The 21,294-nt window shown below is 29.4% G+C and carries 21 protein-coding genes; 15 read left to right on the forward strand and 6 right to left on the reverse strand.

Annotated features, from left to right (window positions below):
* The first annotated feature begins 87 nt into the window (after nt 1-87).
* From aspA to ALEK_RS09805, 5 genes are all read left to right on the forward strand, one after another.
* The gene (gene aspA / locus ALEK_RS09785; protein ID WP_071625344.1) at nt 88-1,485 is read left to right on the forward strand and encodes an aspartate ammonia-lyase; all 1,398 of its coding nucleotides are present in this window, start codon (nt 88-90) and stop codon (nt 1,483-1,485) included.
* A gap of 203 nt (nt 1,486-1,688) precedes the next feature.
* Nucleotides 1,689-2,174 (forward strand): ribonuclease E activity regulator RraA, encoded by a 486-nt coding sequence (gene rraA / locus ALEK_RS09790; protein ID WP_071625343.1) that lies wholly within the window; start codon nt 1,689-1,691, stop codon nt 2,172-2,174.
* Nucleotides 2,175-2,223: 49 nt separating this feature from the next.
* Entirely contained in the window at nt 2,224-4,059 is a 1,836-nt protein-coding gene (locus ALEK_RS09795; RefSeq protein ID WP_083574557.1) for a sensor histidine kinase, read from the forward strand.
* Nucleotides 4,040-4,681 (forward strand): response regulator transcription factor, encoded by a 642-nt coding sequence (locus ALEK_RS09800; protein WP_071625342.1) that lies wholly within the window; start codon nt 4,040-4,042, stop codon nt 4,679-4,681. The genes ALEK_RS09795 and ALEK_RS09800 overlap by 20 nt, the downstream gene beginning before the upstream one ends.
* 88 nt (nt 4,682-4,769) lie before the next feature.
* Nucleotides 4,770-6,041 (forward strand): dicarboxylate/amino acid:cation symporter, encoded by a 1,272-nt coding sequence (locus tag ALEK_RS09805; protein ID WP_083574556.1) that lies wholly within the window; start codon nt 4,770-4,772, stop codon nt 6,039-6,041.
* A 22-nt stretch (nt 6,042-6,063) separates the two neighbouring features.
* Here the strand turns inward: ALEK_RS09805 and pgeF are convergent, their stop codons facing one another.
* On the reverse strand, nt 6,064-6,732 hold the full coding sequence (gene pgeF / locus ALEK_RS09810) for a peptidoglycan editing factor PgeF (protein WP_071625340.1): 669 nt from the start codon (nt 6,730-6,732) through the stop codon (nt 6,064-6,066).
* Between the two features lie 81 nt (nt 6,733-6,813).
* Between pgeF and ALEK_RS09815 the strand changes: the two genes are divergently transcribed.
* Together ALEK_RS09815 and ALEK_RS09820 are read left to right on the forward strand one after the other, a co-directional pair.
* Entirely contained in the window at nt 6,814-7,422 is a 609-nt protein-coding gene (locus ALEK_RS09815) for a class I SAM-dependent methyltransferase (protein ID WP_071625339.1), read from the forward strand.
* A gap of 12 nt (nt 7,423-7,434) precedes the next feature.
* Nucleotides 7,435-8,226: a shikimate dehydrogenase gene (locus ALEK_RS09820; protein WP_071625338.1), complete on the forward strand. Its 792-nt coding sequence runs from the start codon at nt 7,435-7,437 to the stop codon at nt 8,224-8,226.
* 13 nt (nt 8,227-8,239) lie between these two features.
* Here the strand turns inward: ALEK_RS09820 and ALEK_RS09825 are convergent, their stop codons facing one another.
* The 4 genes from ALEK_RS09825 to ALEK_RS09840 are packed head-to-tail and all read right to left on the reverse strand — an operon-like array spanning nt 8,240 to nt 11,137.
* The gene (locus tag ALEK_RS09825) at nt 8,240-9,244 is read right to left on the reverse strand and encodes a hypothetical protein (RefSeq protein WP_071625337.1); all 1,005 of its coding nucleotides are present in this window, start codon (nt 9,242-9,244) and stop codon (nt 8,240-8,242) included.
* A 3-nt stretch (nt 9,245-9,247) separates the two neighbouring features.
* Complete coding sequence (locus tag ALEK_RS09830) at nt 9,248-9,553, reverse strand: CcdB family protein (protein ID WP_071625336.1); 306 nt, start codon at nt 9,551-9,553, stop codon at nt 9,248-9,250.
* Entirely contained in the window at nt 9,553-9,795 is a 243-nt protein-coding gene (locus ALEK_RS09835) for a type II toxin-antitoxin system CcdA family antitoxin (protein WP_071625335.1), read from the reverse strand. Before ALEK_RS09835 ends, ALEK_RS09830 begins: the two co-directional genes overlap by 1 nt.
* A gap of 52 nt (nt 9,796-9,847) precedes the next feature.
* On the reverse strand, nt 9,848-11,137 hold the full coding sequence (locus ALEK_RS09840; protein WP_071625334.1) for an L-cysteine desulfidase family protein: 1,290 nt from the start codon (nt 11,135-11,137) through the stop codon (nt 9,848-9,850).
* Between the two features lie 109 nt (nt 11,138-11,246).
* On the opposite strand from ALEK_RS09840, the gene ALEK_RS09845 reads away from it, so the two are divergent.
* The 6 genes from ALEK_RS09845 to ALEK_RS09870 all read left to right on the forward strand — a co-directional run bounded on the left by ALEK_RS09845 (nt 11,247) and on the right by ALEK_RS09870 (nt 15,520).
* A complete protein-coding gene (locus ALEK_RS09845) occupies nt 11,247-12,080 on the forward strand; it encodes a LysR family transcriptional regulator (protein ID WP_071625333.1) in 834 nt (277 codons plus the stop codon).
* Between the two features lie 76 nt (nt 12,081-12,156).
* Nucleotides 12,157-12,660, forward strand: a complete 504-nt coding sequence (locus tag ALEK_RS09850; RefSeq protein ID WP_071625332.1) for a YgjV family protein — start codon at nt 12,157-12,159, stop codon at nt 12,658-12,660.
* 80 nt (nt 12,661-12,740) lie between these two features.
* Nucleotides 12,741-13,376 (forward strand): CBS domain-containing protein, encoded by a 636-nt coding sequence (locus tag ALEK_RS09855; RefSeq protein ID WP_071625331.1) that lies wholly within the window; start codon nt 12,741-12,743, stop codon nt 13,374-13,376.
* Nucleotides 13,377-13,445: 69 nt separating this feature from the next.
* Entirely contained in the window at nt 13,446-13,604 is a 159-nt protein-coding gene (locus ALEK_RS09860) for a hypothetical protein (protein WP_164072411.1), read from the forward strand.
* Between the two features lie 92 nt (nt 13,605-13,696).
* Nucleotides 13,697-14,338, forward strand: a complete 642-nt coding sequence (locus ALEK_RS09865) for a UPF0323 family lipoprotein (protein WP_071625330.1) — start codon at nt 13,697-13,699, stop codon at nt 14,336-14,338.
* Nucleotides 14,339-14,341: 3 nt separating this feature from the next.
* Complete coding sequence (locus tag ALEK_RS09870) at nt 14,342-15,520, forward strand: glutathionylspermidine synthase family protein (RefSeq protein ID WP_071625329.1); 1,179 nt, start codon at nt 14,342-14,344, stop codon at nt 15,518-15,520.
* 44 nt (nt 15,521-15,564) lie between these two features.
* Here the strand turns inward: ALEK_RS09870 and ALEK_RS09875 are convergent, their stop codons facing one another.
* The gene (locus ALEK_RS09875) at nt 15,565-17,586 is read right to left on the reverse strand and encodes a hypothetical protein (RefSeq protein WP_071625328.1); all 2,022 of its coding nucleotides are present in this window, start codon (nt 17,584-17,586) and stop codon (nt 15,565-15,567) included.
* A gap of 310 nt (nt 17,587-17,896) precedes the next feature.
* Here ALEK_RS09875 and ALEK_RS09880 point away from each other — a divergent pair, with 310 nt between their 5' ends.
* Both ALEK_RS09880 and ALEK_RS09885 read left to right on the forward strand, forming a co-directional pair.
* On the forward strand, nt 17,897-18,379 hold the full coding sequence (locus ALEK_RS09880; RefSeq protein WP_071625327.1) for a hypothetical protein: 483 nt from the start codon (nt 17,897-17,899) through the stop codon (nt 18,377-18,379).
* On the forward strand, nt 18,373-21,291 hold the full coding sequence (locus ALEK_RS09885; RefSeq protein ID WP_071625326.1) for a multiheme c-type cytochrome: 2,919 nt from the start codon (nt 18,373-18,375) through the stop codon (nt 21,289-21,291). The genes ALEK_RS09880 and ALEK_RS09885 overlap by 7 nt, the downstream gene beginning before the upstream one ends.
* The last annotated feature ends 3 nt before the right edge of the window (nt 21,292-21,294 follow it).

Below are 21,294 nucleotides of genomic sequence, written 5' to 3' on the forward strand. Positions count from 1 at the left end.
TATCATACTTTTATCATTTCTCTAAAAAAATCACTTTTAGGTCATTCTTGAATATTACTATTGCAGTACACAAAGCAAAGGATTAATATGTCAGTGAGAATAGAACATGATTTAATTGGAAATAAAGATATACCAAAAGATGCTTATTACGGTATTCAAACAGCTAGAGCAAAAGAAAACTTTGATGTATCAGGAGTTAGTTTATCTAACTTCACTACTTTTATTACATCATTAGCAAAAGTAAAAAAAGCTACTGCTTTAGCAAACTATGAACTTCAAGAATTAAGAGAAGATAAGAAAAATGCAATTTGCCAAGCTTGTGATGAAATCATTGCTGGAAAATTACATGAGCAATTTGTAGTAGATATGATTCAAGGTGGTGCTGGAACTTCTACTAATATGAATACAAATGAAGTAATTGCAAATAGAGCTTTAGAAATTCTTGGACATGAAAAAGGTGAATATAAATATCTTCATCCAAATAATGATGTTAATCTTTCTCAATCAACAAATGATGTTTATCCTACTGCTATTAAAATCACTTTATATGAAAAAATATTTGAATTAGTTGATTCTATGAGAATATTAGAAAAATCAATGCAAGATAAAGCTATAGAATTTAAAGACGTTGTAAAAATGGGAAGAACACAACTACAAGATGCTGTTCCTATGACTTTGGGGCAAGAGTTCAATACTTATGCAATTATGATTGAAGAAGATATTCAAAGACTTATTGAATCACAACAACTAATTAGAGAGATGAACCTTGGTGCAACTGCTATTGGTACTGGTATTAATTCTCATCCAAAGTATGTAAAAACTGTAGAGAAAAAACTACAAGAAGTAACTAATAGACCTTTTGTAACTGCTAGGGATTTAGTAGAAGCTACGCAAGATACAGGTTCATTTGTACAAATATCGGGCGTACTAAAAAGAGTATCAGCAAAAATGTCTAAGATTTGTAATGACTTAAGACTACTTAGCTCAGGACCTAGAACTGGATTTAATGAAATAAATCTTCCCCCTAGACAACCAGGCTCTTCAATTATGCCAGGAAAAGTAAATCCAGTAATTCCAGAAATGGTAAATCAAGTAGCTTACCAAGTAATAGGAACTGATGTAACTATTACAATGGCTAGTGAAGGTGGACAATTACAACTAAATGTGTTTGAGCCAATTATTGCATACAACTTATTTAACTCAATAAATATGATAAAAAAAGCATTTGAAGCCTTAGCTTTTAAATGTGTAGATGGAATAACAGCAAATGAACAAAGATGTGAAGATATGGTTCTAAATAGTATTGGTTTAGTAACAGCACTTAATCCTCACATTGGATATGAAAACTCAACAATAGTTGCAAAAGAAGCCTTGAATAATAATACTTCTGTATATGACATAGTATTAGAGAAAAAGCTTTTATCTAAAGAGCAATTAGATGAGATTATCCATCCTCATAATATGATAAGACCAAGAGCTTATTAAATAAGAAGTTTTACTTCTTGTTTAATCATATAAGTACTCAAAAAGAGTATTTATATGATTAAACTGACTTCGTAGATTAGTTTAGTCACGTAATCTTTAGAATTTATTTCTTTTTATTTTCTATCCTGCCTCCTTAGAAAAGTTATGCACCCGCCATAGAAAAGAAATAGATTTTGAAGAATACTAAATTTACAGGAGAACAAATGAATAACATACATACAGCAGATTTATGCGACGACAATCAAGATAAAAATATACAAGTATTATCACCAAAATTCAAAAACTACGGTGGATTAAAAAGATTCTATGGACAAATTGAAACAGTAAAACTTGACAAGAGCAACTACAGACTTTTAGAAATGCTAAGAGATGAAGACGGTGAAGGTAAAATCGTAGTAGTTGATAATGCACAGGAGTTCTTTGGTGTTATTGGTGATAAACTAATGGCATTTGCAGCAAAAAACAACTGGCAAGCAATAATCTTAAATGGTTATGTAAGAGATACTGATGAAACAAGAAATATTAATGTTGGATTATTTGCTATTGGGACTTGTCCTTTAAGAAACTTTGATAAGACTTTATCTTCAAGAGGTGAAGAGCTTAATTTTGAAGGTATTACTTTTAATAATGGGGATTATGTTTATGCAGACAATGATGGAATCCTTATTACTAAAGATAAATTAATTTAAAGATTTCAAGATAATAGTATATAATAAACTCAAGACTTAAGGAGTTAATATGAATATGAAAGTTTTGGTATTAACCCTACTTTTTGTAATAGGTTTTTCCTATGCAAAACCTATACAACCTAAAAAACAAATACTTATAATAAACTCTTACCACAAGGGTTTCCAATGGAGTGATGAACTAATAAATGGTGTAGAAATTGCTCTTGGAACTACACACAATGTGGAAACTACTATTCTTTATATGGATTCAAAAAGAATTTCATCTTTGAAATACTACAAAAAATTAAAAGATTTATATAAAGTCCAATTACAAAATAGAAAATATGATTTGGTTTTACTTGTAGATAAAGTAGCCTATAACTTCGCACTTAAAAACTATGATGAGCTATTTACTAATGAAAGATTAGTATTCTCAGGAATCGAGCAGTTTGATCCAAAGGAAGTAGAAAAATATGGTTTAAAAGACAAAACATCAGGAGTTATGGAAAAAAGAGCCATAGGGGATATAATCAACATCATTGATAAGATGATGCCAGATTTAAAAAAACTACATATTATTAATGACTATAGTGTAAATGGCGATGACACGGATGTTTTCATACAAAATGCAATATCAAAAATAAACAATAAATTTAAAATAAACTATATAAGATACTCAGATATAGAAACTCTAAAAAAGAAATTTGCTATAAATAAAAAAGATGAAGCTATATTTTTTATACGATTTTACAACAGTAAAGCTGGAGTTTTTTATAAAAACTATGAGATTGCAGATATGATTGATTCTTTCAATCTTCCTACTTTTTCTACGGATTCTTTATTTATTGAAAAAGGCTCTTTAGGGGGAAGACTAGTACAAATTGAAGAGATTGGAAAAACTACTGGTAATTTACTGCTAAGATTATTAAGAGATGAAAATCAAGAACCTATTATAAAAGTTGATAGAAATTATTCTCATATTTTTGATTATGAAAAAGTAAAAAAATTCAATCTAGACCCAACAATCCTAGATAAAAAAATATCTTATGTAAATACGCCCTTATCTTTCTTGGATAAAAATAGAGATTTTGTAAATATTGTATTTATATTCTCCCCTATTTTGCTTTTATTAATAGTTGTATTGGTTTATAATCTACAATTACAAATAAAAAATGCTAAAAACCAAGAGTTTATAATCCAACAATCAAAACTAGCAGAAATCGGGGAAATCATCTCTTCAATTGCTCACCAATGGAAAGAACCACTAATAGAAATATCTACACTAGTTCAAGAGTATGTAGGTTCTGAGAAAAAAACAAAAGAAGAAGATAAAAAGTATTTAGATGATGTAATGTTTCAAATATATTATATGACTGATACAATCAATGATTTTCAAGACTTTATCAAACCATCTAGTAAAAAAACAAGTTTTAATATCAAAGATGCAATTGTAAAAATGATGAATATAGTTGAGCATAATATCAAATATAACTATATTGATATAAATATAAACATCAAAGATGATGCAAAACTTATTGTTTCAGGTTATCATAACGAACTGATGCAAAGTTTGTTAAATATTGTAAATAATGCAAAAGATACGATACTAAAACAAAAAGAGTTAAACAAGAAGTTCAAAGGTCAAATCAATATAGATATTTTTAATAGCGGAAACTATGTACAAATTGAGATAAACGATAATGGCGGAGGTATCAAAGAAAAAGATATCAAAAAAATATTTGAACCATATTACACTACAAAAGAAAAAGGTCATGGAATTGGACTTTATATGACTAAGATTATTATTGAAGATAAAATGTCTGGATTAGTAGATGTAACAAATAAAAATGATGGTGCAAACTTTATCATAAAATTGGAGTTAGATAATGAAAATATTAGTTCTTGAAGATAATGAAAAACTATGTAATTTTATTGAGAGTTCACTAATAAAAGAAGGTTATGCAATAGATACTTTCAGTGATGGTGAAGAAGCATTAGAAGTAATCAATAATGGATACACATGTTTTATTTTGGATATAAATGTTCCTTCTACAGATGGTATTACTATATTAGAAACTATTCGTATTTATAACAAAGATATTCCAGTGATTATCATAAGTGCAAATCATGAATTAGAAAAAATCCAAGCTTCTTATGAATTAGGTTGTGATGATTATCTAAAAAAACCTTTTTTGATGTATGAATTAATACAAAAAGTAAAAAAACTATGTGAAGTAAAAGAGAGATTTTTTGACTTTACAAATGGTTTTATTTATGACTATGAAAATAGACATCTTAAAAATGAAGAAGGTGATGTGAAACTAGCAAAAAAAGAGATACTATTTCTTGAATTACTGTGTAAAGATTCTACAAGAATATTCTCTTTTGAAGAGATAGAAGATTATGTTTGGGAAGGTGAACCAACAACCCTAACCAACATAAGAGCGCTAGTGAAAAGATTGAGAAAAAAAATCCCAGATAATGCTCTAACTATTGTAAAAGGAATAGGATATAAACTAAATCTATAAATTTCTAATAATTTCTTTCTAAATACCCTAAAACATCCCTTTTAGGTCATTTTAGCTTCTTAAAATGTATGAAACAAAAGGAGAAAAAATGACTACAGTTTGGAGAAATATTCCGCTTTGGCAGAAGATTGTGGGGGCACTAATTTTAGGGCTTATTACAGGTATTGTTTTTGGAGAAAGTGCACAAGCACTAAAGCCTATAGGAACACTTTTTATTAATCTAATTAAGATGTTAATTGTACCATTAGTTTTTGTTACTTTAGTAACTGGAATTATTGCAATGGAAGACTTAAAAAAGATGAGAAGAGTTGGACTAAAAACGTTCTTTATTTATTTAGCAACTACAGCTATTGCTATTGCCATTGGTCTTACAGTTGGTATAGTTTTGGAACCAGGAGTTGGAGTTTCACTTGAAGCAGCTAGTACTATGACTGTAAAAGAAGCACCAACTCTAATAGATACATTATTGAATATAATTACTAAAAATCCATTCTCAAGTTTTGCTAATGGAAATGTATTACAAATCATATTCTTTGCTATTATCTTAGGTATTTCTATTAATCTATCAGGTGAAAAAGGCGAACCAGCAAAAAAATTCTTTAACTCAATGTCAGAAGCTATGTATAAAATGACTGAAATCGTAATGGAATTCGCACCATTTGGGGTATATGCACTTATGGCATGGGTTTCAGCATCTTATGGAGCAGACGTATTACTAAGCCTTGGAAAAGTAATCTTTGGTGTTTATATTGCAGCTATTATTCATATTTTATTTACTATTGGTGGAGGGATTTCATTTATTGGGAAACTAAATCCAATTAGATTCTTCAAAGGAATTGTTACAGCGCAAACTGTTGCATTTACAAGTACAAGTAGTTCAGGAACATTACCAGTTACTACTCAAAATACAACAAAAAATCTAGGTGTTTCAAAACCAGTTGCTAGTTTTGTATTACCATTAGGTGCTACTATTAATATGGATGGGACTGCGCTTTACCAAGGTGTATGTGCTATGTTCGTAGCTCAAGCCTTTGGAATTGAGTTAGGAATGGAAGAGTTTATGGTGATTATCCTAACTTCTACATTAGCTTCAATTGGTACAGCTGGTGTTCCTGGGGCTGGGCTTATTATGCTTACTCTTGTATTAACATCTGTTGGTTTACCTATTGAAGGTGTTGCTATCATCGCAGGAATTGATAGAATCTTAGATATGGCAAGAACAACTGTAAATGTTACGGGGGATGCTATGACTTCATTATTAATCGCAAAAAGTGAAAATGAACTTGATGAAGATATTTATAATGGTCATAAAGAGTATTCAGAAGAAATAGAAGAGTTACAAGTACAAAAAGCAGTATAATTATAAAGAGGATAAAACCTCTTTATAGTTTGATAATCCCTGCAAATCTTCCAGTTTTATTGTCTTTTCTATATGAATAATATGGCTTGTTTGAACACTGAGTACAAATAGGCGAGATTTCAATATTTGTAACTCCATTTGCTTCTAAAATAGATCTATTTATACCTTGTAAATTTATATATCTTCCCTCAACAAATTCAGACCCAAAGTTTGATGCTACAATATTTACCATCTCAACACTTACTTCATAACAACACTTTTGAATACTTGGACCTAAAATTGCTTTTATGTCTTGCGATTTACAATCAAATTGTTTTGTCATAATATCTAGAGCTACTTGTACAATTTTTTGGAAAGTTGAGTTTCTTCCTGCGTGAAGTACTGCTATAACTCCTGCTCTTTCATCATGTAATAGTATAGGAATACAATCTGCAACCATTACCATAAGAGCTAGGTTTTTTTCATTTGTGATTAGTCCATCACAATTATCTATTAGTTTTGGTGAATCTTTTGTCACTACTTCTACGTGATTTCCATGTACTTGATTCATATATACTAGGTCTTCATATTTGTAGTTTAGTTTTTTGGCTAGGTTTTTTCTATTATTATCTACATTGTTTTTATCATCACCCACATGATAAGCTAAGTTTCCATGGCTTGTATCTGTGAACATCGCTAATATATTATTCATATTTCTTCTTTTATTTTTTCTTATTTTACATTAAAAAGATTGATTTTGATATAATTTCATTTTTAATTTAAAGGATATAAATTGAATAGATTTGATGAAGCAGCAAAAACTTGGGATAAAAGACAAGTAAGTATTGAAAGTTCAGATGCCTGTGTTCAGGATTTGTTATCCAATCTACAACTAAAAGATAATGCAAGTATTTTGGATTATGGTTGTGGTACAGGGTTTATCGCTTTTGCATTAAAAAACGAAACAAACAATGTAACTGGTATGGATTATTCAAGCGGAATGATTGAAGTATTCAACAATAAAGTATCAGAGTTTGAACTAGATAATATAAGAGCTATCAAACACAATATGAATGAAGAAGAGCTTCCAAAAGAAGAGTTTGATTTAATCATATCATCAAAAACAATGCACCATATAAAAGATACAAATATGTTTTTCAAAAAATCCTATGATGCACTAAAAGATGGCGGTGTTTTATGTATAAATGACTTAGACAAAGAAGATGGGTCATTTCATAAAGACCAAAACAACGATGGAGTTGAACACTACGGATATGAGAAAGAAGAGCTTTTTAGTATTGCTAAAAACTTAGGCTTTGAAGTCCTAGCTTACGAAATCGTATATAACCAACTAAAAAATGAACAATACTATCCACTATTTAATCTAATAGTAAAAAAATAAATAAGGCAAACCATGGAAAAATTCGTAATATTTGGGAATCCAGTAGCACACTCAAAATCACCACAAATGCAAAATGCAGGTTTTGAAAACCTAAACTACAATGGAAACTATGACAAACATCATCTAGAAGATGGAAGCACAATAAAACAAACATTTTTAGAAAACTCTTATGAAGGTGCAAATATCACAGTACCACATAAAGAACACGCTTTCGCAAATGCTGATGAAGTAAGAGGATTAGCACAAAAAATCCATGCAGTAAATACCTACATCAATGAAAATGGTAAAGTAATAGCATACAACACAGATGCTCCAGGATTCTTAAAAGCTATTGAGTCTTTTGGAAAGGTAAAATCTGTACTATTATTAGGAGCAGGAGGAACTGCCAAAGCAATCGCCCTAGCCCTTCAAGAATCAAATATAGATGTAACAGTACTAAATAGATCTGAGGGAAAACTAGATTTTTTCAAAAATGAAGGAATCACTTCATACTCATGGGATAACTTCGAAGCAAAAGAGTACGACCTAGTAGTAAACTCTACAAGTGCAGGACTAAAAGATGAATATCTACCATGTGACAAAGCTATCTTAGAAGAAGCCTTCAAGTCTGCTAAATACGCTTTTGATTGTGTATATGGTAAAGTTACGCCATTTTTAGCTCTAGCACAAGAAAAAGGTCTTGAGATAAAAGATGGAGAAGATATGCTACTTTTCCAAGGGGTTCTAGCTTTTGAATACTTCACTAAACAAAAAGTTGGTGATGATGTAGTTGAGGCTATGAGGAAAGGGTTAAAAGGAGAGTAAGGTTACTCTTCTTTTAATTATTGAATGGTTTACTACTTTCATAATTCCATAAAAAATTCAATGAAGCATAATATTCTTTATTATTAGACTTATTATTTTTCATATTTAATAATTCTTTGTAAACTAATTTATTCTCTTTATACTTATCCAAATAAAAATCAATAGTAAAAACTGAATCTTTTTTATTCAATTGTTCATAATCATAAGATTTTATCAAATGATAATAATTAGTTTTAGTAGGAATATCCCGAATAACTTCTAGCAAAACCTTTTTGTATTGTTTTAAACAAAATAAATATCTTCTGTGTTTTCTCATATTTATATAATAATATTCTAACGATTCATTTTCAAATATATATGCTAAATTTGATATTAAATTTTTATCAAAATATTTTATATAACAAAATTGATTATTTAAAGGTATGGTAAAAATTTTATTCAATTTCTTTTGATATTCACTTATATTTTCATCATTCTTTTTCAAAATTAAATCTAAATATTTATTTAAAAATAAATAATGATTAGAAAGAATGTCCTCAACTTTATATGTTTCTACGGAAGGCTTAAAATTATTTAAACTTGAATATTTTGTATAATTTATTGTATCTTTTGATTTATTCATGATATCAAAAAGAACTGAAGATTTTAATTTACCTTTTTTATCTCTACTTACTGGATGTCCAATAAGTTCATTTCGAATTTGCCTATTTGGATTTTTATCTTTTAACTCAGAGTGACATAGTTTAAATATGTATAAAAGTTCATCAATTAAATCTTGATGTGTGTAAATCACTTGCAATAAAACTATTATATTAGATATATAATCTTCATCAGTATCTATATGGTCAAAGTTTTTTATTAGTGATAAAGTATCTGTCAAATAAAAATTTAAATCTCCATAATAATTAATTTTAACTTCATCTGTAAAATTAATTTTTTTTTGAAAAAACTCTTTATTTATATAAAACTTATTCCAGTTTTCATTAATCTTACTTAATTTATCTCTAATCTTTTCCATCTATTAGTACCCATAAATCAAAAAATCAATAGAATTTTTTATATCTTCTTTTTGATTATCTAAAGAACATACTTTTTCATTAAGCTCATTTACTAAAGCTGTACCTATTTGTGAAGTTATTAAATAAACCTTTTCATCATTTACATTTAATTCTTTTATTAAACCATTAAATATCTTTTTATCCCTAGACAAAGGCACTACAACTCTTGTATTTAGATGTTTTAATATATCACTTTGCACATCTATAAGATATGGTACTTTTTTATTAGTTCGTGGATTGCCATTTTTATATACATCGAATTGAGCCATTAAAACATCCTACTATCTTTTAGTATTAAACCCTCTTCTTCTACTTCTTTATTATAAGCATCTATTGCTTCTTTATTTTCTTTATACCATTGTTCTGCTTTTTCATCTTTTGAAGCAATATTTAAATAAGAAGTTAAAGCCTCTCTAATGATTTGACTTTTCTTTTTACCTTGATTTTCTGCTACTGTATCAAGTTCTGATAATATTGATTCTTCTAAAGTAATAGTCATTTTTCTAGTCATTTATTATCCTTTACCATATTTTACCATACAATTAGAAAAATCATATAAAAACTTACTCTTTATTTTTACTCTGCATTATCCCCAATATAACTTCATCAGTTTTCTTCATACCAGATTGAGAAAGTACACCTATATTTTTGATTGTATCTTCTACATTTGAAGATATTATTCCATCACCACCTTGTAGGTATTTGTCATTTAGTGCCAACATCGACGAGTCGAAAGCTGCATAGATTCCTGTGGCTATTTTCGTAGCACATGAGGCTTTTGCTCCATCACAGATAACTCCTGAGATATTCCCTAGACTGTTTGTTATTGAATTTGCTACAGTATCATAGTCTGCATCTTCTAAGAACGATATAGCACCACTTACCGCACTAGCCGCACACATCACTCCACAAAATGCAGATAGTCTTCCTACATTTGTTTTTAGATGTATTGTTGAAAGATGTGAGAATATTAGTCCTCTTATTAGTTGTTCTTTGCTTAGATTTTTTTCTTGTGAGTATTTGATGATTGGTAGAGATGCTGTCATACCTTGGTTTCCACTACCACTTGTAGTCATTACGGGTAGACTACATCCGCTCATTCTTGCGTCACTTCCTGCGGCTGTGAAGGAAACACATTTGTTTCTTATGTCTTTTCCATAAATACCATTGTTCATATTCTTTTGGATTAGACTTCCGATATTTACTCCAAATTTCTCACTAAGCCCTGCTTTTGCGATATTTGAGTTTAGCTCTATTACTTGCTCAAAGATTGCTTCTACTATTTTAGTATCTATGCTTTTTGCTAAGTCATATATAGATTTGATTGTAAGCATTGATCTATCTTCACTTGTAGTTTTGAAATCAAAATCATTACAGATTTGGTCTATTAGTACTTCTGCATTTTTCTCAATTCTTGTGATATTTGTATGGAAGTGTTTTATCTCTACTATTGCACTCTCATCTTTAGAAAAAGCCTCAACTCTTATATATAGTTTTACATCTGTATTATCATGGATTACATTTATTTCATGTGTATCTAGATAATCTTGTGCTTTTTTGATGTCTTCATTATCTAGACAACTTATTACCATAAGCTCCTTATCACAGTTTCCTGCACTAACTCCTAGAGCTACTGCTGATTCTATTCCTATCATTCCATTACTGTTTGGGATTGTTACTGATTTTACGTTTTTTATCATATTCCCTGATACATAAATATCTAGTTTTTCAGGTAATACTCCTAATATTTGTTTTGCTTTTGCACTCACATAAGCTATTGCTATTGGTTCTGTACATCCTAAAGCTGGAACGATTTCTTCTTTTAATATATTTAGTACTTTATTGATTTCCATAATAAATCCTCACATGTATATAGTATGTTTTATTTAAGAAGAATTGTATTACTATTAGTTAAGTCATGTCAAATAATACATAATTATTGATTATATAAAGGATAGTTATATGGATTCAAATTTATTGAAAGTTTTCGTAGCCGTTGCCCAAAAAAACAGCTTTAGCCTAGGTGCAAAGAAACTAAAAGTAACCCAAACAAATGTAAGCCTTAGAATAAAACAGCTAGAGAAAAACCTAGGATTTGAAGTATTTCATAGAATTCCAAAAGGAGTAATTCTCACAAAAGAAGGAGAAAAACTACTTCCCTTAGCAATAGAAATAGTAGATAAAGTAAAAGAAGCCCAAAACCAAATAAGAAATATCAAAAAGCAAGACTCCCTTGTAATAGCTTCTACATATTCAAATACAAAAATGAGATTAATCCCTCTTTTACAAAAACTAAATCAAGACCATCCCGATATAAGATTAGAGCTAATTACAAATAATACAATAGCTATAAAACAAATGATTGTTGAATACAAAGTCGATATAGCCTTTATCAACAACGAACCAAGCCATGAAGATATAGTTTTACTAAAAAGATATGAAAACGAACTACTATTTGTAGAATCAAAAAAGAACAAAACTTGTAATACAATATTGGGACATCAAGATATTTGTGCTTTTTTTAATGGAGCAAAAAAGTATTATGAGCATTTAGGAATAGAAGATTATCCAGTCTTAGAACTAGCAAATTTTGAAGTAATACTAGCTTGCGTAGAATTAGGTATGGGAAGCACAATCTTACCAAAATCAATTGTGAAAAAATACGGATACATAAGCAAAGTAAAAAGTACAGTAGTAAGTAAAGATATAGTAGATATTCCAACATGTTTAGTATGTAGAAAAGACAATCTACCAAAAATCAGCAACTATCTAAAAAAGATTAGCCTAGATATTTAGATTAAAGCTAGTATTTAGGGCTTCTTATCTATTATTCCATTCAAATAAACACAAGTAATTAAAAGCATAGGAATATATGAGCGCACTAACTTTATCTATCATTGGAACTTTATCAGTATTATTACACGGTCTTGGTACTGCTCAGACTTGTCCATCTCGCTCAAAGCTTTATATTGGTACTGCTGTTGTATTGATTATTCCTGATTTATATTATAGTGGTGGATTACATGGGGCTTTACAGTCTGTAGTTATTGCTACTTTATTTTTCCTAGGTAGTTTAGAACTAAGTAAAATAGAGAAGATAGTGAAGTATTTCTTACCTATTTTTACAATGTATTTGTTTTATAAGCTTCAAGAACCTATTGGATTATTATTGGTACTTGCAGGTATTACTACTACCTTAGCTACAATTGCAAAGAAAAACTATGATGTAAAAAGACTACTTTTTATTTCCCTATTTTGTTGGGGAACTTATGCACTTTATTATCAAGCTTGGTTTACTGTAGCTTTTGATGTATTGGGTATTTGTGGAATTATCTACTCTCTTAGAAAAGAGAAGAAAAAACAAAAAAACTTATAATTAACTCTTTATTTCATTAATCATCTATTTAATATAGTGTATTATCATATTACATATACTTACAAAAGGATGTGATATAGATGTTTGCCATATATAACAACGGAAGTGTAGCTATTAGAAGTAGCGCGGATAACTTATATCAAATCAAAAATACAGATGCTCCATCAGATGTATCACTTAAACCTGATGATGATACTTTGTTCCAAGAACTGAGTAAAAAACAAGAAAACAATCAAAACAAAGCAAATCAAGAACAACTAAATGTCTACAAACAAATGGCAAATATTGATACTACAGAAGCTGTATATCATGTAAAAGATATTATGACTGTTGATTGCATTTTTTTATTAGAGAATGCTACAGTAATGGATTCTTACAATACCCTAAAAGACGCCCAAGTAAGCCAAGTACCAATACTGTCAAATGACAAAAAAATCCTAGGTTTAATAAACAAAAAAATCATCCTAAATCTAATCCTTGAAGACTTAGAAAACAGCAGAGAAATATTATCAAAAAAAGTAGGAGATTTATACCTACCACAGCTAATTACTACTGATCCAATTACAGATATTAGAAGAGTTTCAAAAGTAATGATTGATTTTAAATTAGATGCAATTCCAGTAGTAGATGAAGAAGATACCCTAGTAGGAATAGTATCAAAAAGTGATATTATAAAAGCAGTATCTACAATACCAAAACTACAGCTTTATTCATAGGGAAATTAACTTTTTTTTCTTATATTTCTTTATTCAAAACTATCATATAATAAGAAAAAAGCATTCATTATGAAAAAAATAAAAAACCTTTGTGGTATCAAAAAAGCAGACTTTCATATATACAAAGATGAAATTGTTAAAGTAGTAAATCACCCACATTTTATTTGTAAAAAATGTCTAAGAGTAGCAAATGAGAAAAAGCATTTGTGTAAAGCTGAAAGCTTCTAATCAAATAAACTCTCTTCTTCATCTATTTTATAGCAACTATTTAGTAATATATCTAAAATTTATATAACGAAACAAACAAAAGGGTTTTTAAAGTGAAAAAGAAAAATCATATTAAGAAAATCTCAAACTATGCTATGGTTGGAGGATTAGGTGCTATTCTAGTTTCAGGACTAGTAGGATGTGAAGATAAATCAAATAATCAACAAAACTTTCAACAAAGTGATGCTTTTGCAAGTGCTGCTCAAAAAGAAGGTGCATTTGTAATTATTGAAGAATCAGCTGATGGAAGATATGCAATTGCAGATGAGTTCCCATCTTCTAAAACTACAATCGTACTAAGAAAACCAGATGGTTCAGAAAGAATCCTTGCAAAAGATGAAATCGATGCTTTAGTAAAAGCAGAAGAAGTGAAAATCGATAATGGTACATCACCTCTTACAAATCCAGAAGCAGAAGTAAGTAATGGAGGAATGGGACTTGGTGGAGTTCTATTATCATCTATTGCAGGAGCTATGATTGGATCATGGTTAGGTAATAAATTATTCAATAATCAAAACTACCAAAACCAAAGAAAAACTCAATATAAAAGCCCACAAACATATAGTAAATCTCAAAGTTCTTTTTCAAAAGCAAAAAGTTCAGCAAACAAAACATCTTCTAGTAAAAAAAGCGGATTCTTTGGAAGTAAATCATCATCTACTCCAAAAAAATCTGGTTCTTTCTTCGGTGGTTAATAGATGAATTTATTAAAATTACAACCATTAACAGATGAATATTTAGAATCTATTGGATTTGTATGGCATACAGATGAAGACAATTCATCGTATGTAGCAGATGAAGTAGTAGAAATTTCTGAAGAAGAAGCAGACGCATATTATGAAGCTACAAACGAACTATATGATATGTTCTGTGAAGCTGGAGAATACGTAGTTGAAAACGATTTATTCCATGATTTAAATATTCCATTTAACTTAGTAGAAATAATCAAAGAATCATGGGAAAACGATGTTCATTGGCATTTATATTCAAGATTTGATTTAGCAGGTGGACTTGATGGTAAACCTATTAAACTAATTGAATTTAATGCAGATACACCTACTTCATTATTTGAAACAGCTGTAATTCAATGGGCATTATTAAAAGCAAACGGATTAGATGAAGCATCACAATTCAATAATCTTTATGAAGGACTAAAAGAGAACTTCAAAAGAATTATTACTCTTGATTCAGAAATTGAAAAATTTGATGAGTATTATGAAAAACTAGGATGGAAGATTTTATTCTCTTCTATTTCTTCTTCAAGCGAAGATATTAATACTACAAAACTTTTACAACATATTGCAGATGAAGCAGGATTTAATACTGACTTTGAATATATGGAAAATGTAGAGTTTGCTGATGAAGGTATTTTTGCAAATGAACAAAGTTTTGAATTCTGGTTCAAACTAATTCCTTGGGAAGATATTGCAATTGATGAGAGTGAATTAGCTCTAATCTTAGCAGAAATCATCAAAGAGAAAAAAGCTATTATTTTCAATCCTGCATATACTTTAATGTTCCAATCAAAAGGATTTATGAAAGTATTATGGGATTTATACCCAAATCATCCACTATTATTAGAAACTTCGTTTGAGCCTTTAGAAGGTAAAAAACAAGTTGAGAAAAGATGTTTTGGTAGAGAAGGTGCCAACACAAAAATCATTAATGAAGATGGTTCTATTGATGTTGAAACTGATGGAGTTTATGAAGGTCATAAAGCAATCTATCAAGAATATGTAGAGTTAAATACAGATGCCAATGGTGTTACTTACCAAGCTGGTATTTTCTACGCTTTTGAAGCTTGTGGACTTGGATTTAGAAGAGGTGAAAAAATTCTAAACAACATGTCTAAATTTGTAGGACATATCGTAAAATAATTTCACTTTATAACTAAGGATTAAATCCTTAGTTATTCTTTTATCTATTTAGATAATTTCACTTTTCCAGCCATTGTCATAGCTGTTCCATTTTCCCCACCTGCTGATACAATTGAAGGAACATTATCTCCATCTGCATTAGAATCATTTAAATCATTTGCTTTTACAAACTCTCCAGAATCTAATAACCATTCAGCTAATTGAGCACCCTCGTTTAACTTATTACCATTAACAACTAATTGGAACCAAGAAGTAAATCTTTGTGTTAAGTTTTGAAGTTCTAGTGCACTTTCTTTTTCAGCACCTTCATTTTTAAGATGATTAATAGCATCTCTTAATCCACCACTAACTGCTGCAATTGAATAAGGAGTATACTCTTTTGAAGCATCTACGTAAGTACCGATATTTTTATCAAACATATTTTTTTCAATAGCAAGTACTAAAGCTCTAGCTTCATCTCTATAGTTTTCAGATTTTGTAGCTAAATATGCTGCTGTTAAACCTCTAACAACTGCAAATTGAGTACCTACAGATTTTCCAGATTTTGAAGCTTTTGCAATATCATAAGTATTAGCGTATAAACCATCTTTACCTTTTAGTTTAGATACTAAGAAATCAGCTTGAGTTTTAATAAGACTTAATGCCTCTTTACCTTGTGCAGATTCTAAAGACTTAGCACCATCAGCAGAACCATATCCAACAGGAAGTGCATCAATTGCTCTTTGGAAGATTCTTAAAGCTTCAATAGAATAAGCAGCATCATAAGTAGTAACTGTTGAACCTTTTTTACCATTGTAAGTATCTACTAACGTTCCAGCTTTTTTATCAAAGTGAATAGTTGAGATATTTTCAAACATTAAGTTTTGAACATTTGCTGCAACTGAAAATGCATCATCAGCTTTAATATCATTTGATCTATTTGAATCAGTATTTTTCTTTGGAGCATTTTTGAAAGGCTCACCATCAAATACACTTAAAAATGCAGGGTTTTGATTAGCATTGTTTACTCTTTGGTCAGAATATGCGTAGAACTCTGAGATTGGCCATAATACTTGCCATGTATCTCTTAATGAAGATTTTGAATCTGTTACTTTTAAAGAAGCAATAGATTTTGTTCCATTTGCCTCTCCTTCTGTAACTGCAACTTTATGTGCAAACCATACAGGTTTACTTGCATCATAAGAAGGAGTAAATTTAGTATTTAAATTCTTACCATCAAATCCAAGTTTCTCTTGCATAAATAAGATTCTCTCCCAAGCAAGTTCTGTTAAAATAGCACCATTTACACCATCAGCAGAAGATACCCCAAGAGCGTGTTTACCATCATGATCCATAGTTGAACTTGTAGCTTCTACTTCTTCATCATTTTCTATTACGTGCATTCCACCTAAGAAATCCTGAGCCCACATAGTGTCTTTTAATAAAGCAGCACCAAATGCAGCAGCATTAAATGTTTTATCCATTCCAGAGTCTTGCCAAGCTAGTGTTTTATAATCTCTTAAATAAGCAGGAACAGCAGTTTTAATAACAATCTCTTTCCCATCTTTATATACAACTACTTCGTCATTATTAACAATAGTCATATCAGGTTTTTGTGCTAATTCAGGATTACCTGCAATATATGGAAGTGCAGTTGGGTGCATATTTAGAGGTAAAATTGAAGGATCATTTCCAGTTACTTGTGCAAACTTAATAAATCTTTTTGCAAGTGAAGTCATATCCCCACCTCTTTTAGCATTTAATAATCCATTTACTAAATGAGGTCCCATTTTTGATTGATAGTTTAAAGCATACATTGCTTCTTCTGAATACTCGTAAGATTCAATACCCGCAGTATAATCAAATTGAGTTGGTTGGTTAATCGCATTTGGATCAAGAGTATCTAAATCTAATCCAAGTCCTTCAGCCATTGGCTCACCAGAAAGTTCAAATTCTGTATAAGCAAGCATTGCTCCTGCTGTGTTAAAAGTCTTATCAACTACTTTAGTTTTTGTATCTTTGTAGTCAGCATAAACAGAAGTTGCAAGTAAAGATGCAATAACTGAAATCTTAATAAATTTTTTCATGTATTCCCTTTTTTTAAGTTATTTTGAAATTAATTATCAAAATTGTAAAGCAAATTTCCTTAATTATTTATTAAAATGATAACAATTATCATTAATGACTATTTAGTGACTTTTTTGTTACGTTAAGTTTAAGGATGCTTATTATATGGTACTTACAGAAGAAATAGAAAAAATATAAAATGTCACTTTTTATCAAAAAATACGATAAAAATGAGCTTTTTTAATGATTGATTAATTTATTTTTAGATAAATTTGAAAATTAATTATTAAATTTATAATTTTATATTATTCTAAGAATAGAGATAAGAAAATGACAAAATACAAATTAATTGAACTTACAACATATATTATGTTCTTAAGTGGTTTCCTACTTTGGGAAGATTTAAATATCACATGGCAAGCTTACAAAATAAGTCAAATCTCACATATATTATTCTCACTAACAATTATGAGTTTATTACTAATACCTTTTGTTATATCACATACAAATAAACATAAAAAAACAATAGTAAAAACAAAAAAGAGTTATAAAAAAAGAAGACAAACATTCTTAGGTATATTGATAGGATTTTCACTTTTAATATTACTTAGTTCTGGTATTTATCTTCTATTATTTGGAAATAGAGGTGGAGATATCTACGGTATTGTTTCAAATCTATTACATTTTTATCTTTCATTTTTATTTATTTTCTTGATTATATATCACTCTTATTACTTAGGAAGAAGTGGAAATAAAGAAGATAAAGCAAAACTAAAAAAACTATTTAATAAAGAGGAGAAAAAGACATGTTAAGGTATTTATTTTTATCACTCTTTTTAATCGTAAATCTATTTGCTCAAAGTAGCTCAAATGCCCTATATATCACAAAAAATCAAGAGTTTATATATACAGCAAACTTAGATGCAGGCTCTGTTACTAAAACATCTTTAAAAGATGGCGTTGTAATAAATGAAAAAGTATTAGGAAAAGATTTAAGAAGAATTGCTTTTAATAAAAATGAATCACAATACGCAGTAACAGATCATGGAAAAAATGTAGTTTATATTATAAATACAAAAGATAATAGCTTAGAAAAAACTATCAAAACTCCATCACAACCCCATGCAATCGTATATGATGAAAAGAAAAACAACTATTATGTAACAGCTTTTGAAGCTAACAAAATCATCTCAATTGATGCCAAGAAACTAGAAATAAATCAAGAAATAAATACACTTGAAACACCAAGAGGTCTTGCTTTAACAAATGATAATAGACTTTTAGTATCTCATGCTTTAATTGGAAAAGTATCTATTTTTAAACTAATAGAAAATGAAAAAGCAATTGATTCAAAACCAATTACAATTATATCATTACATGAAACACAAAATGAAAAAGAGAGCGTATCCCAAGGACTTCCAAGATATTTAGATGATATTGAGATAACTCCAGATGGGAAAGAAGCTTGGCTTCCACATCTTTTATGGAATGTTGACCATGCTTTTCAATTTCAAAGTACTATCTTTCCAACAATTTCAATTATTGATTTAACTCCATATAATGAAAAAGAGTTAGAAATAAAAAGAAAACATCTTTTTAAAGAGATAAATATTCAAGATAAACTAAATAAAACATTGATTATTTCAAATCCTTGGGATTTAGTATTCTCACCTTCTGGACATAAAGCTTTTATTACACTAGCAGGAAGTGAAGATTTATTAGTAATGGATATTAAGCGTTCAACACAAAATAAAAGAAGAAAATCAAGACAACACAGAATCAGAAAAAAAAGAGCAGGTTCAGGAGCAAGAGCTGTACAAATATATAGACATCTTCCAGGAGCCAATCCTAGAGCTATTGTAATTTCTGAAAATGGTGAAGATTTATATGTACAAAATGCCATGAGTTTGGATTTAACGAAATTAAACACTGGTGGAAAAGGTACATTTTCAAGAGTAACGATAGAAAAAGACATTTTTGCAAAACTTGTAAAAAATGACCCTTTATCAAAAGAGTTACGAGAAGGTAAAACAGTATTCAACTTAGGAAATAGTGATAAATATAAAAACAACCCAATAGTTGGGGATTTTTGGATGTCTTGTGCTTCTTGTCACTATGAGGGATTTAATAGTACAAATAGATTTATGTTAAAAGATTTTAAAGTTGATAAATACAAAGATGCAGTTGCAGGACATAGAAATTTAGATAGTTTTTTCTCTAAAAACTTTATATCTGATTACACAAAAATCATCAAACAAACTCAAGGTGGTTTTGGTGAAGATGGAATCATGGAAGAAAAAGTAGATGGTCAAAAACCAAATAAAGAAGTAAAACAAATGCTAACTTCACTACATAAATATGTACAAGCTCCTGAGAATTTACCACTTATGTCAACATGGTTGAAACTTGATGATGATAAAAAAACAGCTCATAAGTCACAATGGTTAAACTCAGCCTCTTGTAAACAGTGTCACCCTACTATTTACAAACAATGGGCTAACTCTTCTCACGGAACTGCTATGGATCATCCATATTATGAATTCCAAGAGAATATTGCAGCCAAAAAAGAAGGAGAAGAGTTCAGAGCCTTTTGTAGAGGATGTCATATGCCGCAACTTTTATTAACGGGAAGAGATTCATCTGAATATAAATTTAAAAACAATATGTTTGAAAAAGATGCTATGTCTTTACAAAAAGCTTTAAAAGAAGGCGAAAGTGTAATAGAAGCAGGAACTGGATGTTTCTTCTGCCATAGAGTTAATAAAGCTAGAAACGCAGGTGGAAATGCGGATTTAAGTATTAATTTAAAAGATAGAGATAAATACTTTTTTGAAAATACTTCTAATGAGACTCTAAAATGGGCAAATGAAAAATCTATAAATGCAAATCCAAAAGCACATAAAGACTCATATACAAATAAAGACTTATACCAAGATTCACTTTATTGTGGGACTTGTCACAATGAATTTATTCCCGGAACTGGGGTTAAGATAAATGACAACTATGGAGAGTGGTTAGCATCATCGTTTAATAATCCAAAAGATAAAACAAAACATAGATCTTGTATAGATTGTCATATGAAAGCAGATATTTCAAGTATTGGAAAAGATGTAGAAGGATTCTCAACACTTGGTGGAAAACTAAAAAAAGATGTAAAAACACACCACTTTACAGGTGCAAATGATTATTTAGCAGGCTTAAGAAGTGATGAACATAGAAAACTATCTATTGATTTATTAAGAATTGCTACAAAACTTGAAGCAAATATAAATGATGATAAATTAACAATTAGAGTAAACAATATACAAGCAGGTCACAAATTCCCAGGGGGAGCAAGAAGACAAATCTGGTTAGAAATAACTGTAAAAGATAAGTTTGGAAGTGTAGTTTATAAAAATGGACATATGCAAGGAAACAGTGTACCAAAAGGTGCAAGAGAGTTCAAAAAAGTAGCAGGTGATAAAGATGGAGTTCCAGTAGGATTACATTTTTGGAGATATGAAAAAATGATAAAAGATACTAGAATTCCTGCTGATGGATATAGAGATGAAGTATTTGATATACCATCAGATATCACATATCCACTTCAAGTTGAGACAAGACTATTATTTAGAGCCTTCTCTCCAAAACTAACAGATAAAGTAAGAGATGCCTTTCCTAAAAGAGATATTCCTTATGCACAAGTTGTTGAAATAAATAAACTAGTTAAGAAGTTTGAAAACTAAAGT

Origin of the sequence: Poseidonibacter lekithochrous, assembly GCF_013283835.1 — a bacterium.
Classification (GTDB): Bacteria; Campylobacterota; Campylobacteria; order Campylobacterales; family Arcobacteraceae; genus Poseidonibacter; species Poseidonibacter lekithochrous.

What these genes read in the sequence shown, in the direction of transcription:
- aspA (WP_071625344.1), top strand. Translation starts at nt 88, where the DNA reads ATGTCAGTGAGAATAGAACATGATTTAATTGGAAATAAAGATATACCA.
- rraA (WP_071625343.1), top strand. Translation starts at nt 1,689, where the DNA reads ATGAATAACATACATACAGCAGATTTATGCGACGACAATCAAGATAAA.
- ALEK_RS09795 (WP_083574557.1), top strand. Translation starts at nt 2,224, where the DNA reads ATGAATATGAAAGTTTTGGTATTAACCCTACTTTTTGTAATAGGTTTT.
- ALEK_RS09800 (WP_071625342.1), top strand. Translation starts at nt 4,040, where the DNA reads ATGAAAATATTAGTTCTTGAAGATAATGAAAAACTATGTAATTTTATT.
- ALEK_RS09805 (WP_083574556.1), top strand. Translation starts at nt 4,770, where the DNA reads ATGACTACAGTTTGGAGAAATATTCCGCTTTGGCAGAAGATTGTGGGG.
- pgeF (WP_071625340.1), bottom strand. Translation starts at nt 6,732, where the DNA reads ATGAATAATATATTAGCGATGTTCACAGATACAAGCCATGGAAACTTA.
- ALEK_RS09820 (WP_071625338.1), top strand. Translation starts at nt 7,435, where the DNA reads ATGGAAAAATTCGTAATATTTGGGAATCCAGTAGCACACTCAAAATCA.
- ALEK_RS09825 (WP_071625337.1), bottom strand. Translation starts at nt 9,244, where the DNA reads ATGGAAAAGATTAGAGATAAATTAAGTAAGATTAATGAAAACTGGAAT.
- ALEK_RS09830 (WP_071625336.1), bottom strand. Translation starts at nt 9,553, where the DNA reads ATGGCTCAATTCGATGTATATAAAAATGGCAATCCACGAACTAATAAA.
- ALEK_RS09835 (WP_071625335.1), bottom strand. Translation starts at nt 9,795, where the DNA reads ATGACTAGAAAAATGACTATTACTTTAGAAGAATCAATATTATCAGAA.
- ALEK_RS09840 (WP_071625334.1), bottom strand. Translation starts at nt 11,137, where the DNA reads ATGGAAATCAATAAAGTACTAAATATATTAAAAGAAGAAATCGTTCCA.
- ALEK_RS09845 (WP_071625333.1), top strand. Translation starts at nt 11,247, where the DNA reads ATGGATTCAAATTTATTGAAAGTTTTCGTAGCCGTTGCCCAAAAAAAC.
- ALEK_RS09850 (WP_071625332.1), top strand. Translation starts at nt 12,157, where the DNA reads ATGAGCGCACTAACTTTATCTATCATTGGAACTTTATCAGTATTATTA.
- ALEK_RS09855 (WP_071625331.1), top strand. Translation starts at nt 12,741, where the DNA reads ATGTTTGCCATATATAACAACGGAAGTGTAGCTATTAGAAGTAGCGCG.
- ALEK_RS09860 (WP_164072411.1), top strand. Translation starts at nt 13,446, where the DNA reads ATGAAAAAAATAAAAAACCTTTGTGGTATCAAAAAAGCAGACTTTCAT.
- ALEK_RS09870 (WP_071625329.1), top strand. Translation starts at nt 14,342, where the DNA reads ATGAATTTATTAAAATTACAACCATTAACAGATGAATATTTAGAATCT.
- ALEK_RS09875 (WP_071625328.1), bottom strand. Translation starts at nt 17,586, where the DNA reads ATGAAAAAATTTATTAAGATTTCAGTTATTGCATCTTTACTTGCAACT.
- ALEK_RS09880 (WP_071625327.1), top strand. Translation starts at nt 17,897, where the DNA reads ATGACAAAATACAAATTAATTGAACTTACAACATATATTATGTTCTTA.
- ALEK_RS09885 (WP_071625326.1), top strand. Translation starts at nt 18,373, where the DNA reads ATGTTAAGGTATTTATTTTTATCACTCTTTTTAATCGTAAATCTATTT.